At 73.1% G+C, this 13,455-nt stretch carries 17 protein-coding genes; 8 read left to right on the forward strand and 9 right to left on the reverse strand.

Translation table 11 applies throughout. The features are described from left to right. Nucleotides 1–71 precede the first annotated feature (71 nt). Together amrb99_RS00230 and amrb99_RS00235 are read right to left on the reverse strand one after the other, a co-directional pair. A complete protein-coding gene (locus amrb99_RS00230; RefSeq protein WP_190850499.1) occupies nucleotides 72–995 on the reverse strand; it encodes an RNA polymerase sigma-70 factor in 924 nt (307 codons plus the stop codon). Further along, nucleotides 992–1,924: an NAD(P)-dependent oxidoreductase gene (locus amrb99_RS00235; protein WP_190850502.1), complete on the reverse strand. Its 933-nt coding sequence runs from the start codon at nucleotides 1,922–1,924 to the stop codon at nucleotides 992–994. Before amrb99_RS00235 ends, amrb99_RS00230 begins: the two co-directional genes overlap by 4 nt. Nucleotides 1,925–2,138: 214 nt before the next feature. On the opposite strand from amrb99_RS00235, the gene amrb99_RS00240 reads away from it, so the two are divergent. The 4 genes from amrb99_RS00240 to amrb99_RS00255 all read left to right on the forward strand — a co-directional run bounded on the left by amrb99_RS00240 (nucleotide 2,139) and on the right by amrb99_RS00255 (nucleotide 4,489). Beyond that, on the forward strand, nucleotides 2,139–2,612 hold the full coding sequence (locus amrb99_RS00240) for a cupredoxin domain-containing protein (protein ID WP_190850505.1): 474 nt from the start codon (nucleotides 2,139–2,141) through the stop codon (nucleotides 2,610–2,612). Nucleotides 2,613–2,969: 357 nt separating this feature from the next. Then, nucleotides 2,970–3,536: a hypothetical protein gene (locus amrb99_RS00245; RefSeq protein ID WP_190850508.1), complete on the forward strand. Its 567-nt coding sequence runs from the start codon at nucleotides 2,970–2,972 to the stop codon at nucleotides 3,534–3,536. Beyond that, nucleotides 3,526–4,029: a hypothetical protein gene (locus amrb99_RS50485; RefSeq protein WP_206699733.1), complete on the forward strand. Its 504-nt coding sequence runs from the start codon at nucleotides 3,526–3,528 to the stop codon at nucleotides 4,027–4,029. Before amrb99_RS00245 ends, amrb99_RS50485 begins: the two co-directional genes overlap by 11 nt. Continuing rightward, a complete protein-coding gene (locus amrb99_RS00255) occupies nucleotides 4,010–4,489 on the forward strand; it encodes a hypothetical protein (RefSeq protein ID WP_190850512.1) in 480 nt (159 codons plus the stop codon). The genes amrb99_RS50485 and amrb99_RS00255 overlap by 20 nt, the downstream gene beginning before the upstream one ends. A gap of 56 nt (nucleotides 4,490–4,545) precedes the next feature. Here the strand turns inward: amrb99_RS00255 and amrb99_RS00260 are convergent, their stop codons facing one another. Further along, nucleotides 4,546–5,061, reverse strand: a complete 516-nt coding sequence (locus amrb99_RS00260; protein ID WP_190850515.1) for a hypothetical protein — start codon at nucleotides 5,059–5,061, stop codon at nucleotides 4,546–4,548. 78 nt (nucleotides 5,062–5,139) lie between these two features. Next, a complete protein-coding gene (locus tag amrb99_RS00265) occupies nucleotides 5,140–5,526 on the reverse strand; it encodes a helix-turn-helix domain-containing protein (protein ID WP_190850519.1) in 387 nt (128 codons plus the stop codon). 103 nt (nucleotides 5,527–5,629) lie between these two features. On the opposite strand from amrb99_RS00265, the gene amrb99_RS00270 reads away from it, so the two are divergent. Then, nucleotides 5,630–6,253, forward strand: coding sequence for an NAD(P)H-binding protein (locus amrb99_RS00270; RefSeq protein WP_190850522.1), 624 nt, complete (start codon nucleotides 5,630–5,632; stop codon nucleotides 6,251–6,253). 40 nt (nucleotides 6,254–6,293) lie between these two features. Here the strand turns inward: amrb99_RS00270 and amrb99_RS00275 are convergent, their stop codons facing one another. Then, on the reverse strand, nucleotides 6,294–7,466 hold the full coding sequence (locus amrb99_RS00275) for a sporulation protein (RefSeq protein ID WP_347256473.1): 1,173 nt from the start codon (nucleotides 7,464–7,466) through the stop codon (nucleotides 6,294–6,296). A 210-nt stretch (nucleotides 7,467–7,676) separates the two neighbouring features. Here amrb99_RS00275 and amrb99_RS52925 point away from each other — a divergent pair, with 210 nt between their 5' ends. After that, the gene (locus amrb99_RS52925; RefSeq protein ID WP_190850525.1) at nucleotides 7,677–8,480 is read left to right on the forward strand and encodes an NUDIX domain-containing protein; all 804 of its coding nucleotides are present in this window, start codon (nucleotides 7,677–7,679) and stop codon (nucleotides 8,478–8,480) included. Nucleotides 8,481–8,509: 29 nt separating this feature from the next. Here the strand turns inward: amrb99_RS52925 and amrb99_RS00285 are convergent, their stop codons facing one another. Further along, the gene (locus amrb99_RS00285) at nucleotides 8,510–9,607 is read right to left on the reverse strand and encodes a winged helix DNA-binding domain-containing protein (protein ID WP_190850529.1); all 1,098 of its coding nucleotides are present in this window, start codon (nucleotides 9,605–9,607) and stop codon (nucleotides 8,510–8,512) included. 4 nt (nucleotides 9,608–9,611) lie between these two features. Then, nucleotides 9,612–10,037: a VOC family protein gene (locus amrb99_RS00290; protein WP_190850533.1), complete on the reverse strand. Its 426-nt coding sequence runs from the start codon at nucleotides 10,035–10,037 to the stop codon at nucleotides 9,612–9,614. A gap of 113 nt (nucleotides 10,038–10,150) precedes the next feature. Here amrb99_RS00290 and amrb99_RS00295 point away from each other — a divergent pair, with 113 nt between their 5' ends. Next, nucleotides 10,151–11,152, forward strand: a complete 1,002-nt coding sequence (locus tag amrb99_RS00295; RefSeq protein ID WP_190850543.1) for a WYL domain-containing protein — start codon at nucleotides 10,151–10,153, stop codon at nucleotides 11,150–11,152. Between the two features lie 21 nt (nucleotides 11,153–11,173). Here amrb99_RS00295 and amrb99_RS00300 read toward each other — a convergent pair whose 3' ends face one another. Further along, nucleotides 11,174–11,800: a LysE family translocator gene (locus amrb99_RS00300; RefSeq protein ID WP_190850546.1), complete on the reverse strand. Its 627-nt coding sequence runs from the start codon at nucleotides 11,798–11,800 to the stop codon at nucleotides 11,174–11,176. Between the two features lie 113 nt (nucleotides 11,801–11,913). Then, nucleotides 11,914–12,828: an NmrA family NAD(P)-binding protein gene (locus amrb99_RS00305; protein ID WP_190850556.1), complete on the reverse strand. Its 915-nt coding sequence runs from the start codon at nucleotides 12,826–12,828 to the stop codon at nucleotides 11,914–11,916. Between the two features lie 123 nt (nucleotides 12,829–12,951). On the opposite strand from amrb99_RS00305, the gene amrb99_RS00310 reads away from it, so the two are divergent. Next, entirely contained in the window at nucleotides 12,952–13,371 is a 420-nt protein-coding gene (locus amrb99_RS00310) for a MerR family transcriptional regulator (protein ID WP_190850559.1), read from the forward strand. The last annotated feature ends 84 nt before the right edge of the window (nucleotides 13,372–13,455 follow it).

The raw sequence follows: 13,455 nt of genomic DNA on the forward strand, positions 1-13,455 counted from the left end.
CTCGCCGACGCCCGAGATCAGACGGTCCGTCCAGCCCGCGGGTTCCGCCGGTGAGGGCGCGAGGCGGGCCGTCAGCCGGGCGTCCGGTGCACCCGCGCCGTCTCCCGGACGACCGCCCAGGCGTCCGCGACGGGCCCCACATGCCCGAGCTTGTCCGGGTTGAGCACCGTGCGGATCATCTGGATCCGCCCGTCGAGGATGTCCAGCGACCACGTGTTGACGACCCTGCCGTCCCGGTCGCGGAACACCGCGCCCGGCTGGCCGTTCACCTCGCACGGCTCCACCGCGCCGCCGATCTCCAGGAACGGCCGCACCAGCGTGGCCAGCGCGCGCGCCACCTTCGCGGCCCCGGCGACGCCCTCGCCCCATCGCGGCGCCTTGCCGCCACTGTCGCTGACCAGCTGCGCGTCGGCGGCGAGCAGCTCCCGCAGGCCGTCGACGTCCCCCTCGGTGAAGGCGTCGAAGAAGCGCCCGGCGAGCTCCTCGCGCTCGCGCCGGTCCGCCTCGAACCGCGGACGTCCCGCGTCCATGTGCCGGCGCGCGCGCACGGCGAGCTGGCGGCACGCCGCCTCCGACCTCCCCACCGCCGACGCGACGTCCGGGAAACCGAACCCGAACACCTCCCGCAGCACGAACACCGCCCGCTCCAGCGGGCTGAGCCGCTCGAGGAGCAGCAGGGCCGCCATCGACAGCGAGTCGGCCAGCTCCGCCGACCGCTGCGGGTCCTCGTAGGGGTCCGCCAGGAGCGGCTCGGGGAACCACAGCCCGACGTACTGCTCCCGCCGGACGCGGGCCGAGCGCAGCACGTCGATCGAGATCCGCGTCACCACGGCCGACAGGTACGCCTTCGCCGAGACGGGCCGCGCCGCGGAACCCTCGTACCGCAGCCACGTCTCCTGCACCGCGTCCTCGGCCTCGCTCACGCTGCCGAGGATCCGGTACGCGATCGAGAACAGCAGCGGACGCAGCTCCTGGAACTCCTCGGCCCTGCTCACGCCAGCTCCTCCTCGAAGCCCTGCCGCCACGACGGGTGGCGCAACTCCCAGCCCAGCTCGCGCTTGGCCTTGGCGTTGGAGAACCCCCGCCCCTCCGTCATCATGATGACGGCCTGGTCACCGGCGAGCAGCCGGGCCAGCCACACCGGGACCCGGATCGGCCGCTTCGCCCCCGCGCACGCGGCCAGGTGGGGCAGCCATTCGCTCGCCGGGGCGGGCTCGTCGTCCACGATGTTGAACACGCCGCGCGCCTTGCGCTCCACGGCCAGGACGGTGGCGCTCGCCGCGTCGTCGAGATGGATCCACGAGCTGTACCCGGTGCCGCGCCCGACGAGCGGGTACTGCCGCTTGCGCACCAGTTCCACCTGGTCGTCGATGGCGCCCGGCCCGTAGAACGCCCCGTACCGCAGCACCGCGCCGCCCGCCTTGAGGACCGACTCCTCGACGTGCCGCATCGCCTCCATCCCGACCTGCGCCGCCGTCCCCTCGAGCAGGTCGAGCGGGTCGTCCTCGGTCTTCACCCAGCCGCCCTCGCGGATGCCGTTCCAGCTCGCGTAGCCCTGCGCGACGACATGCGGCACGCCGGTCGCCTCGACGGCGGCCAGCAGGTGGTCGGTCCCCTCGGTGCGCAGCCGGTTGGTGAGCGCGAACCAGCGGTCCGGGTGCTTGATGTCCGGCTTGCCGGCGTGCGCCATCGAGATCGCCGTCATCTGGTGGACGACCGCGTCCGGCCGGGCGGCCGCGACCGCCTCGCCGACGGACGCCGCGTCCAGCCCGTCCATCACGACGGGCTCGGCGCCGAGCCGCTCCAGCACGTCGAGCTTGGCGGCGCTCGTCGTCGTCGCCGTCACCTGGTGGCCCCGCGCCACGAGCTGCGGCACCAGCCGCCGCCCCAGCACCCCGCTCCCGCCTGCCACGAACACGCGCATGACCTTCACCTTCCCGCTTCGGGCCCCGACTTTCGGACCCGAGACGAGACAGCCCCGGCCGCCTGTGACACGGCCGGGGTCCGAGGGGGCGGCACGCCGTCGCGCGCAGGGGCTCGCGCCCGCTGGTCGACCTCCGCCGAACCGGGCGTTGACCTGCGGTTTCGGCGACACCCGCACGGTTTGGCCGGGAGGGGCTGCGGGGAGCCCGGCAATTATGAACAAATCCACCATTTCCACCACAGTCGGGGCCGCCCTCCTCGCGGCCGGCGCGCTCGTCCCCGCCGGGGCCGCCCACGCGACCACGAGCCCGAGCCCGAACGCGAAGACCACGACCGTCACCGTGACCGAGAAGGAGTACACGCTGACGCCGTCCATGACCAACCTCAAGCCGGGCGCCCACACCTTCGTCGCCAAGAACACCGGCACGATGGTGCACGGGCTGGCCATCTCCGGGCCGGGCATCAGCGGTACGAAGATGATCACAGGTGTCAAGCCCGGCTCCACCGGGACGCTGAAGGTCGCCCTCAAGTCCGGGACCTACCAAATGTGGTGCCCCGTCGACAATCACCGGGCGCTCGGCATGCACACCCAGCTGACCGTCGCCGGCGCGGGTGGCGGCGGCGGCGCGCCGGGCAGCCCGTCGCCGACGTCGCCGGCGCCCACCACGAGCAAGCCCGGCGGGTACTGACCGCCCGCCGCACACCCGTCGGCGGACAGCGCCGTCCGCCGGCACCGGGGCTTGACGGGGACCGGAGGCCGCCACCACCCACCCCGCCAAGCCCCCTTTTTGGATCGGGATCTTTCGCGTCCGGGGCGGCCGGTTCGCCGAGATGCGGGGCCTCACCGACGGTCCCGACCCGCGCGGCTGAGCGGAGGCGCAGGGCCGTCCCTCAAGGCTTCGCCATGGACTCTCCGGCGACCGAGAAAGGGCAGGTCAGCGTCTCGGCAAGTCAGTTCGCCCGCCGCTTCCGCGGGTACGTGCCGAGCCGGAAAGGAAGGCATCGGCTCGACCGGTACCGAGCTCTCCAGGAAAGGACGTCCTGCGATGTCCCGGACGACTCTGCGCAGCACCTCGCACTCGACGACCCGGCCGTGGCGGAGCCGAGGCGTGCGCATGGCGGTGCCCGTCGCGGCGCTCGCGGCCGCGGCCACCGCGTGCGGCGGCTCGGGCGGCGCCCACGCGCACCGTCCCGCCGTGCCGTTGGCCGCCACGTCCGCGCCGAACACCTCGAACGAGGGCGGAACGATCGCGACGGCGAAGGTCGGCAACCTCGGGCAGATCCTGGTGGACGGCGAAGGCCGCACGGTCTACCTGTTCGAGAAGGACCAGGGCGGCAAGTCGTCCTGCGCCGGGGCCTGCGCGGCGGTGTGGCCGCCCGTCACGACCACGGGCACGCCGCATGCCGGCTCCGACGCCAAGGCGTCCAAGCTCGGCACGACCACCAGAAGCGACGGGAAGAAGCAGGTCACCTACGGTGGGCACCCGCTCTACTACTACACGCCCGACGGCGGCGTGAAGGGCAGCGCCAAGGGGCAGGGGCTCACCCAGTTCGGCGCCGGGTGGTACGTGGTGTCCTCGGCCGGCCAGAAGGTCGAGAAAGGTGGCTCCTGACACGTCGCGCGCGCGGACCGCGTCTCCGCGGTGGTCCGCCGTCGCGGCGGCGGGCCTGCTGGCCGCCGGCTGCGCGTTCGCGACGAACTCCCAGGACCCCGGCCGCCAGCAGGTCACGTCGGCCGCCGTGCCGAAGCTCGGACCGGTCCTGGTCGACGGCAAGGGCCGCACGCTGTACGTGTTCGCCGCCGACCCGCCGAACCGGTCCACCTGCTCCGGCGCGTGCGCGAGCATCTGGCCCCCGGCCACGTCCCAGGGACGGCCCGGGACGTCCGGCGGGGCCCAGCCGGACATGCTGACCACGATCGCCCGTTCCGACGGGCCGCGCCAGATCGTCTACGCCGGGCACCCGCTGTACTACTACCAGGCCGACACCGGACGCGGCGACGCCCAGGGCCAGGGCATCACGCAGTTCGGCTCCCCCTGGTTCGCCCTCACCCCGCAAGGACAGATCCAGACCACCGGGAGTGCCCATGGTGGCTACCAGCCCTGACCTCACCGGCACGGGGGCCCTGTCCCCGGCCCTGCTGCGCCACCTGTCGGCGCTGCTGCTGTTCGGCGTCGGCGCGGTGCACCTGTACGAGTACATGGCCGACTACTACCGCGTCATCCCGATCATCGGGCCGCTGTTCGCGGCCAACTTCGCCAGCGCGGTGGTGCTGGGCATCTCCCTGCTCGTACCGCTCGCGTCCATCCCGCTCGTCCGGTCCCTGCCGCTGATCGGCCGCGCTCCGCACGCGCTCGTCGCGCTCGGCGGGATCGTGTTCCTGCTGGGCACGATCATCGGCTTGCTCATCAGCGAGCAGGCCACGCTCTTCGGCTTCCACGAGTACGGATACCGGACCACCGTGTGGCTGGCGCTCGGCCTCGAATCGGCCGCCGTCCTGACCCTCGCCGGCTACCTGGCCCTGGAGACCCGCCGGATCCGCCACCGCCCGGCCGGCGCCCGTTGACGGACCGCGCGGAAGGTCGCTCGCATCGCCCCGGACCATCACCGCAGGCCGTCGCGTCAATCCGTTTCGGGGGGCAGCCATTCGACTATTCGCGGGAACGGGCAGATGAGGCAGTACATCATCTGGCCCGCCTCCCGGGCGCGGCCCGCCAGGCCCGCCAGGTCGGCGACCGATCTCCGCACCTCCGGCAGGTCGAAGAACTCGTTGCCGACGAACTCCTCGGTCTGCGCCCATAACGGCGCCGCCGCGTCCATTTCCGCCTGCGTGGCCTTGGCCAGGGTGTCCCGCACCATGACGTCCAGTTCGACGATGATGGGGTCGTCGTCCTCCGGAGTCAGCAGTTCCGGCTCCGGGACGTCCCGTTCGGGGAAACCGGAGAACAGCACGTCCTCGAAGGTCGCCCGGGACAGCAGGAGGCTGACGAGCCTGCCGAGCATGACGTACGGATCGATGCTCTTCAGCCGCACCGCCTCCGCGTCGGGCAGGGCGGTGTCCGTCCAATACTCGGGGAAGTGCAGGAACAGGGCCGTCGTCCTGTCGGGCGCCCGGAAGTAGTCGCAAATGAGCCTCATGAGCGGACCTCGGGGTGGAAGCGATCACCGTCCGCCCATTCACTCATGGAAAGCCGCCGCCCCGACATCGGAACGTCATCATCCGGTGCGGTCCAGACGGGTGGCGCTGTCGTAGGACTCGCGGGCGTCGAGGAGTTCGTCCCAGTGCTCCTCGGCCCAGGCGCACGCCGCGGCCATCGGCTGGAGCATGCTGCGGCCGAGCGGGGTCAGCTCGTACTCGACATGCGGCGTCGCCCCGGCGTGGACGGTGCGCTCGACGAGCCCGTCCCGTTCGAGAGACCGCAACGACCGGGTGAGGACCTTGGGCGTGACGCGGCTCAGCGGAACGCGCAGTTCGGAGAACCGGCGCGGTCCGTGTTCCAGGCAGCGGATGACGAGCCCCGCCCATTTGTCGCCGAACCGGATCGGATTGAGGGCGGACGGGCACAGCTCGTCGAACATGTCGGCGGGCAAAGGCTCCCTCATGCCCTCACGATAACCGGTATCCCGATGGAAACCACGGCCCCCGTTAACGTCGGCGCACCGGCCGGGCGCACCGATTCCCGGCCCTGGTGAAAGGCGGTTCCCCATGAACATCGTGGTCTTCGGCGCGGGCGGCCGGGCCGGGCGGCAGGCCGTCGCCGAGGCGCACCGGCGCGGCCACAGCGTGACCGCCGTGGTGCGCGACCCGGCCCGCCACGGCGACCTGGCCGGCGCGCGGGTCGTGGCGGGCGACGTCACCGACGCGGCCGCCGTCGGGCGGGCCGCCGCCGGGCAGGACGCCGCCGTCAGCGCCGCCGCGGACCTGGCGGCGCCGCCGCACGACTTCTTCACCGCCTCGTCCCGCGCGCTGGCCGCCGGGCTGGCCGGGGCCGGCGTGCGCCGCCTGCTCGTGGTCGGGCTCGCGTCGATCATGCCCGGGCCGTCCGGCGCTCCGCTGATGGACGAGCCCGGCTACCCGAACGAGTACCGGTCCTTCTACCTCGGCCACGCGGCGGGCCTGGATGAGCTCCGGGCCTCCGACCTCGACTGGACGTACGTGGCGCCCGCGGGCGACTTCGACCACGACGGCGCCCCGACCGGCCGGTACGCCGTCGCGGAGCACGGCGATCCGGCCAGCCGCATCACCTACGCGGACTTCGCGATCGCGCTGCTCGACGAGATCGAGAAGCCCCGCCACCCGCGTGCCGCGATCAGCGTGCGGGAGGCGTGATGCCCGAGGCGGGCGCCGGGCCGCGCGGGGGCGCCTCGGGTCAGTCGTCGCCTTCGTACGTGTCCATCGCGTCCTCGTACGCGTCTTCGTAGGCGTCCTCGTACGCCTGCTCGTAGGCGGCTTCCTGGTAGGCGCTCTGGACGGCCTGCTGGGCGAAGCCGGTGTCGAACGAGTCGTCGTCCCCGCCGTCGTCGTCTCCGCCGTTGTCGTCGTCATCGAGCATCTCGTTGACGACGGCACCGGCGACGAACCCGGCCGCGAGACCGCCGGCCGCGCCCGCGGCCACGCCGCCCCAGCCAGGCCCGTGGCCGCCGTGGTGCTCGCCTTGATGGGCGCCGTGGCCGAACCCCTCGTGCCCGTACTCGTGTCCGCCGAAGCCGTGCCCGCCCCCGTGGCCGCCGTAGCCGTGTCCGCCGAAGCCGTGCCCGCCCGCGTGCCCGGCCACGGCCTGCAGCCACGACTCCAGCTCGTGCTCCCACGCCATGTGAAGGGCTTCCTCATGGGAGACGTGGAAGCGCCCGAAGACGTCGTCGCCCTCGGAGAGGAAGGTGTCGCGCTGGTCGGCCTCCAGCACGACCGCCAGGCCGTGCGGGTCGGCGACGAAGGTGAGCTCGACCTCGCTGATCCGTCCCGCGTACTGCGGCGGCGCGTGGAACTCGATCTCCTGGTAGAACGGCAGCTCCTGGTGCAGGCCGGCGATGTGCCCCTGCTCGACGTCGGCGCCCTTGAAGGCGAACCCCAGCGCCCCGAACGCGTCCAGGACGCGCTGCTGGGACGGCAGGGGCAGCACCGAGACCGGGTCCAGGTCGCCGGCGTCCACCGCCCCGGCGACCTCCAGTTCCGTCCGCACGCCCATGGCCATGCCGTGCAGGTGCTGCCCGTAGACCTCGGTGACGGGGAGCTCCCACGGCAGCGGCATCTGGAACGGGATCGCGTGGTACTGCCCGGCGCCCAGGTGGAAGGCCCCGGTGATCGCCCCGCGATAGAACTCCAGGCCGCCGCTTCCCTCGTGGTCGCCGTGCTCGTACTCGGCACGGGTGACGAGGCTCAGCACGACCTGGTGGATGTGGACGTCACGGTCTCCGCCCTGCACGCGGACCTCGCCGGACAGGTACTCGCCCGGACGTCCGTGCGGGCCGGCCAGCACCGTCTCGACCGAAGGGCCGCCCACCCCGAAGGCGCCCAGCAACTGCTTGAAGACCATGCCTTCCATCCCCTCTTCTCTTGTACGCCGGAGCCGTCCCGAGGCACCCGGCCACGGTGAAGCATCGCAGCCCGGCCCCCGGTCGCGCGGTAGCTGCTACAAGTGTAGTTAGAAGCACCCTCCGGCGGAGTCGGGAACCGCGAACGGGGCCGGGCAAAAATTCGATCGGATGTTCGAGAAACCGGGACGGGCGCCCCTCCGGCTCCTAGGCTCGACGCCGTGACCTCCTCCGAGACCACCGAGCCCTGCCGCGGTTTCTGGGCCGACACCGTCCGCATCAGGACCGGCTACCTGTCCGAGGTGCCGACCCAGACGCTGGTGCTGAAGCTCGCCGAAGAGGTCGGCGAGGTCGCCGAGGCCTACATCGGGATGACCGGCGGCAATCCCCGCAAGGGCGTCCACAAGAGCAGGTCCGATGTGCTGGACGAGCTCGCCGACGTCATGCTGTCCGCAGCGGTCCCCATGGTCGACCTGGCGGGCGGCGCGGCCCAGGCCGAAGCGCACATGGCCGGGCGTCTCGGGATCGTCTCCGCGCGCGAGGTCGCAGCGCCGCCGGAAGGGGACGGGAGCGGCGGCTGGTACGGGTCCTTCGTGGCGCCCCAGGTCGTCCTGCGGCGCCACGACGGTCAGGTCCTGATGCTGCGGCGCTACAACACCGGGTACGCCGACGGGTGGCTCTGCCCTCCCGCCGGGCGGATCGAGCCGGGCGAGGACGTGCTGGCGGCAGCGATCCGCGAGGCCCGCGAGGAGACGGGGGTCCGGCTGCGCCGCGAGGACGCCCGTTTCGCCCATGTCATGCACCGCACCGCCGATACGCTGCCGGGCCCGTGCCACGCGGTCAGCGACTTCTGGTTCCGCTTCGACCGCTGGGAGGGCGAACCGCGCGCCGCCGAGCCGGACAAGGCGTCCGAGGCGGTGTGGATCGACCCGGTCCGGCCGCCCGGCGACGTGATCCCGCACTGCGCGCTGGCGCTCGCCGCGATCATGCGCGGTGAGGCGTTCAGCGTCCACGGCTGGGCCTGACGCGGCGCCCTCCGCGCGGCACGCCCGGCCTACGCCGGATCGGTGATCCGGACGCCGTCGGCGTCGCCGTCGGAGAGGAACGACGCCAGCGACCGCCCCTCCTCGGCGACGGCGGTGCGCTCGGCGCGGGAGAAGCGGCGCAGCGGGGCGACGACCACGGTGCCGGCGTCGGCGCTCCAGGTCGCGGCGGCCCGACCGTCGACCAGCACCACGCGAGCGCCCGTGACGGACAGGCCGCGGTGGTCGTCGTCGATGATCCTGCTGCGGTCGTGGTAGCCGAGGATCGCGTTGTCGTAGGCGGGCAGGAACCGCACGGGAGCGGGCGTGTCGGGGTCGGGGCGCGGCGCGCCGGGGAGGTCGAGCAGTTCGCGGCCTCGCTCGTCCCGGAAGGCGACCAGCTCGTCGCGCATCGCGGCGATCGCGGCGGGCAGTCCCGCGAGCCCGCACCAGGCGCGCACGTCGGCCGAGGCGGCGGGCCCGAACGCGGCCAGGTAGCGCCGCACCAGCACCTGCCCCACCGGGTCGGAGGCGTCCGCGGACGGAGGGTCGGCCTCGCGGCCGAGCCAGGAGGACAGCGGGACGTTGCGCACCCCCGCCCTGGTCCGCCACAGCCCGCGCGGCGGGATCTGCGCATTCGGGACGAGCGCGGAGACGAGCATCTCGCCCAGGGCGCGCGGCGACGGGTCCGGCCACCGTCCGGCGACCGCGCGCGCCAGCTCCGCCATGGTGCGCGGCTCGCCGTCGGCCGTCGCCGCCCGCCCCGCCGCCGCGAGCTCGTCGAGGTCCACCCCGGCGAACTCGCGGCGGTAGACCCCGAGGACCCGCTGGCGCAGCATCGGCTCGTGCCGGGCCCGCCAGGACAGGGCGTCCTCGGCGGTGACGAGGTGGACGGTGCGGCGCATGAGGTGCGTCCGCACCACGCGCCTTCCGGTCAGCAGGTCGGAGAGCTCCGCCGGGTCGAACGCGCGCAGCCGCGACCAGAGCCCGACGAACGGCTCCTGCGGTTCCTGCGCCTGCAGGCCGCAGAGGTGCCCGATCGCGTCGTGAGCCGTGAGGTCGGCGCGGTCGAGCAGCAGCTGCCGAGCGAGCGTCGCGCGGCCCAGCGCCCGGGTGTCGAGGACGGCCATCGGGTCAGGACGCGTCGTAGCCGCTGGCGACGTCCAGGACCCAGATGACGCCGAACCGGTCCTCGAGCATCCCGTAGAGAGGCGCCCACTGGGCGGAGCCCAGAGGTTGCCGGACACTCGCCCCCTCGGAGAGCTTCTCCCAGTAGCCGGTGATCTCCTCGGCCGTCTCGCCGCGCACCGAGACGAAGAACGCGTTCTCGCCCCGGTTCCACGGCAGGTTCGACGGCACGTCGTACGCCATCACCCGGAACCCGTTGCCGGCGGCCACCTGGCCCCACATCACCTGGTCCGCCTCGGCCGGGTCCTGGACGTTCCCTGCGTCCTTGTAGGTGATCACGGCCATGTCCCCGCCGAACACGGACCGGTAGAAGGACAGCGCCTCGCGCGCATCGCCTCGGAAGTTCAGGTGCGTCACGGTGTCGACGGCCATAGTCGGACTCCTTCATCGCTCGGTTCGGTCGTGCCCGTTTCCTCGGACCCGGTGTCCACCGTCGCAGGGGTAGCGGACAGGGTGTGGCCGCTTCTTCCGCGAGAATCGGGAGCATGCAGAAGACCTCAGCACGGCTGCTGGAGCTGCTCTCGCTGCTCCAGGCGCGCCGGGACTGGCCGGGCGCGCTGCTGGCCGAGCGCCTGGACGTCAGCCCGCGCACGGTGCGCCGCGATGTCGACCGCCTGCGCGAGCTCGGCTACCCCATCGCCGCGATCAAGGGGCCGGACGGCGGGTACCGGCTCGCGGCCGGCACGGAGCTGCCGCCGCTGCTGTTCGACGACGAGCAGGCCGTCGCCCTCGCCGTCGCCCTCCAGATCGCCGCCGCCTCCGGCGCGGGAATCGAGGAGGGCGCGGCGCGCGCGCTGGCGACGATCAGGCAGGTCATGCCGTCCCGGCTGCGCCACCGGATCGACACTTTGCAGGTCACCGCCGTCGAGCGGCCGGTGCCCCGGCCGGAACCGCAGGTGGACGGCGGCGTGCTCATGGCGCTCGGCGCCGCCGTCCACGCCCGCGAGGTCGTGCGGTTCGACTACGCGTCCGCCTCGCCTCCGGAGGCGGGCGGCGGCGCCCCGGCCCCGCCGCGCCGGGCCGAGCCGCACCACCTCGTCACCTGGGGCGGCCGCTGGTACCTCGTCGCCTGGGACCTCGACCGCGAGGACTGGCGCACGTTCCGCGCCGACCGGATCACCCCGCGCACCCCGACGGGGCCTCGCTTCGCCCGCCGCGCCGTCCCCGGTGGGGACGTGGCCGCGTTCGTGGCGGGCCGTTTCCGCGGCTCCGGCGGCTCGGCCGACTGGCCCTGCCGCGGCGAGGTGATCCTTCACCTGCCCGCCGCGGCGGTGTCCCGCTACTCCCGGGACGGGCTCGTCGAGGAGCTCGGCCCGGACCGCTGCCGGCTCGTGCTGGGCTCGTGGTCCTGGCGCGGACTGGCCGCCGCCGTCGGGCGCTTCGACGCCGACTTCGAGATCGTCGGCCCCGCCGAGCTCAAGGACGCCTGCGCCCGCCTGGCCCGCCGCTACACCGCCGCCGCGTCCGCCGGCGGTGCGCGGCGCTGAGAAGGCGCTGAGGAGGCGCCTCTATTTCGCGACGGCCACGAGGCGCACGGCGAGGCCGGTGAAGACGGTGCCGCTGAAGATGTTGAGACCGCGCGCGACACGGCGGCTCCGCCGCAGCAGCCGGGCGAGGCGGCCGGACAGCAGCCCGACCGTCCCGTCCACGGCGAGGCCGATGAGCACGAGCGTCAGCCCGAGGACGAGGAACTGGACCATCGGGTGCCCGAGTGACGGATTCACGAACTGCGGCAGGAACGCGATGTTGAACAGGATGACCTTGGGGTTCAGCAGGTTGGTGACGACGCCCTGCCAGAACGCGCGGAGCCGTCCCGGTCCCGCGGGGGCGGCCTCCTCGCCGGTCTCACCGCGGTCCAGGAACGACCTCACCGCGAGGTAGAGCAGGTAGGCGGCGCCCGCCCAGCGCAGCACGTGGTAGAGCGTCGGCAGGGTGGTGAACAGCGCCGACAGGCCGAGCATCGCCGCGATCGCGTGGGTGAGCGCGCCGGTCGCCACTCCCACGGCGGCCATCACGCCGGTGCCGGGCCCGCCCCGTCCCCCCATGGCCACGATGAACATCATGTCGGGTCCGGGCGTGAGGCACAGGGCGAGCGCGGCGACGAGAAAAGCCACATAAAGGGATGTATCCAACATGCTCGCATCATCGAACGCCGGCCCGCCCTGACGCGACCCCTTAACCGAGCCGGCGCCGGACGGCCCGCGACGACGAGCGCGTCCTCTCGCGGAACCCCGCCGGAGGCGTCAGGTCAGGCCGGCAGGTCGGCGCTGCGGACGAAGTCCTCGACGGAGGTCGGCTTGACCTCCGGGTAGCGGTCGTTGTCCAAGGCGTCGAACTTGCCCTTTCCGGTGACCATGCACCACTGGTACTGCAAGGCCACGTAGTCGAAGGGGTTCTGCGTCGCCTTGGCGCGGCGCTCGATCTCGGCCCGCAGTTCATCGGCCGTGCCCAGCGTCTGCAAGGTGAGCTTCCGGCCGGTGCCGCGCTCGACGGCCTCGCGGAATTCGCGCATCGAGACGACCTCACCGGCGAAGCGTGCCGTCCCGCCGCCCGCCAGCGCCGGGTCGAGAGCTGCGGCGACGGTGTAGAGGGCCGTGTCCTGGACGGTGGTCAGGTCCATCGGCTGGTCGGGGTCGCCCCAGTGCGACAAGGTGCCCTTCTCCCAGTCGATGAGGTCCATGAAGCCGGTCATCACCTCGACGAACGCGCCGTTCAGCACCGACAGCACGCCCAGCCGCGAGCCCGCGAACAGGGCCGCCGCCCGCCGCCGCCAACCGATCATGACGTTGTCGGCGTCGTCGAGCTTGGTAATGTCGATGGCGAAGTCGGAGGGGACGAACCGGGCCGCGCCGGCCTGCTCGGCGGCCGCCAAGAGGTTCGCCTGACCGTCGATGATGAGCTCCGGGCCGCCCTGGACGGCGGAGACGACGGTCCGCGCCCCGCCGATGGCGGCGGCCAGCCGGTCGGCCGGGTCGGTGATGTCGCCCTCGACCAGCTCGACTCCCCTGGCCCGCAGGGCGTCGAGCGCTCGCTTCTTCTCACCGGCGGCGCCGGGGCGCACCAGCGCGCGCACGGTCACCTCCCGGTCCAGGAAGGCCGACACGATCCGGCCGCCGAGCAACCCGGTCGCACCCACGACGAAAACGTCTGCCTGTGCTGCCATCGTCCTTGATCTCCTTGCGTAGTCATGCCGTACCGCCCCCGCAAGGCGAGCTCGCCTCGGGTGGGCGATCACGAAGGTAAACTCTGAAACCAGTTACAAGGTCAAGCGGCGAAGGCGGTTCACATGCGCATCGGGGAACTCGCCAGGCGCACGGGGGTCGACGAGCAGCTCCTCCGCTACTACGAGAAGCAGGGCCTGCTCACGCCCGAGCGGTCTCCCAACGGCTACCGCGACTACGCCGAGGCCGACGTGGGCGCGGTGCGGAAGATCCGCGCCCTGCTGGCCGCCGGGCTGTCCACCGCCACCATCGCCCAGGTCAGCTCGTGCCTGCGCGACGACTCCCTGCCGACTCCCGCGTGCGCGGGGGTCATCGGGCGCCTGCGCGCCGAACGCGCGAGGCTCGACCAGGCCATCGGGGGTCTCCTGGAGGCCCGCGCCGCCCTCGACGACGTCATCGACCGCGGCGAGGGCCACGAGGTCCCGCACGGTGACCTCTCCACCGGCAAGCCCTCTTGGGCGAGCGCGCCGACCAGGCTGAGGTAGCGCTCGCTGCTCGGGCCGGGTGTCACCTGGTGCTGGGTACAGGGTCGAGTCGGGTCTCCGCGTCATGGTCCCGGCAGGGCTCCG

Origin of the sequence: Actinomadura sp. RB99 (genome assembly GCF_014706005.1) — a bacterium.
Taxonomy (GTDB): Bacteria; Actinomycetota; Actinomycetes; order Streptosporangiales; family Streptosporangiaceae; genus Spirillospora.

Bases quoted from the DNA above. Each gene is read 5' to 3' on its own strand.
- amrb99_RS00240 (WP_190850505.1), top strand. From the start codon at position 2,139: ATGAACAAATCCACCATTTCCACCACAGTCGGGGCCGCCCTCCTCGCG.
- amrb99_RS00305 (WP_190850556.1), bottom strand. From the start codon at position 12,828: ATGGCAGCACAGGCAGACGTTTTCGTCGTGGGTGCGACCGGGTTGCTC.
- amrb99_RS00310 (WP_190850559.1), top strand. From the start codon at position 12,952: ATGCGCATCGGGGAACTCGCCAGGCGCACGGGGGTCGACGAGCAGCTC.
- amrb99_RS00265 (WP_190850519.1), bottom strand. From the start codon at position 5,526: ATGAGGGAGCCTTTGCCCGCCGACATGTTCGACGAGCTGTGCCCGTCC.
- amrb99_RS00255 (WP_190850512.1), top strand. From the start codon at position 4,010: ATGGTGGCTACCAGCCCTGACCTCACCGGCACGGGGGCCCTGTCCCCG.
- amrb99_RS00270 (WP_190850522.1), top strand. From the start codon at position 5,630: ATGAACATCGTGGTCTTCGGCGCGGGCGGCCGGGCCGGGCGGCAGGCC.
- amrb99_RS00300 (WP_190850546.1), bottom strand. From the start codon at position 11,800: ATGTTGGATACATCCCTTTATGTGGCTTTTCTCGTCGCCGCGCTCGCC.
- amrb99_RS00245 (WP_190850508.1), top strand. From the start codon at position 2,970: ATGTCCCGGACGACTCTGCGCAGCACCTCGCACTCGACGACCCGGCCG.
- amrb99_RS00235 (WP_190850502.1), bottom strand. From the start codon at position 1,924: ATGCGCGTGTTCGTGGCAGGCGGGAGCGGGGTGCTGGGGCGGCGGCTG.
- amrb99_RS00290 (WP_190850533.1), bottom strand. From the start codon at position 10,037: ATGGCCGTCGACACCGTGACGCACCTGAACTTCCGAGGCGATGCGCGC.
- amrb99_RS00260 (WP_190850515.1), bottom strand. From the start codon at position 5,061: ATGAGGCTCATTTGCGACTACTTCCGGGCGCCCGACAGGACGACGGCC.
- amrb99_RS00275 (WP_347256473.1), bottom strand. From the start codon at position 7,466: ATGGAAGGCATGGTCTTCAAGCAGTTGCTGGGCGCCTTCGGGGTGGGC.
- amrb99_RS00295 (WP_190850543.1), top strand. From the start codon at position 10,151: ATGCAGAAGACCTCAGCACGGCTGCTGGAGCTGCTCTCGCTGCTCCAG.
- amrb99_RS00285 (WP_190850529.1), bottom strand. From the start codon at position 9,607: ATGGCCGTCCTCGACACCCGGGCGCTGGGCCGCGCGACGCTCGCTCGG.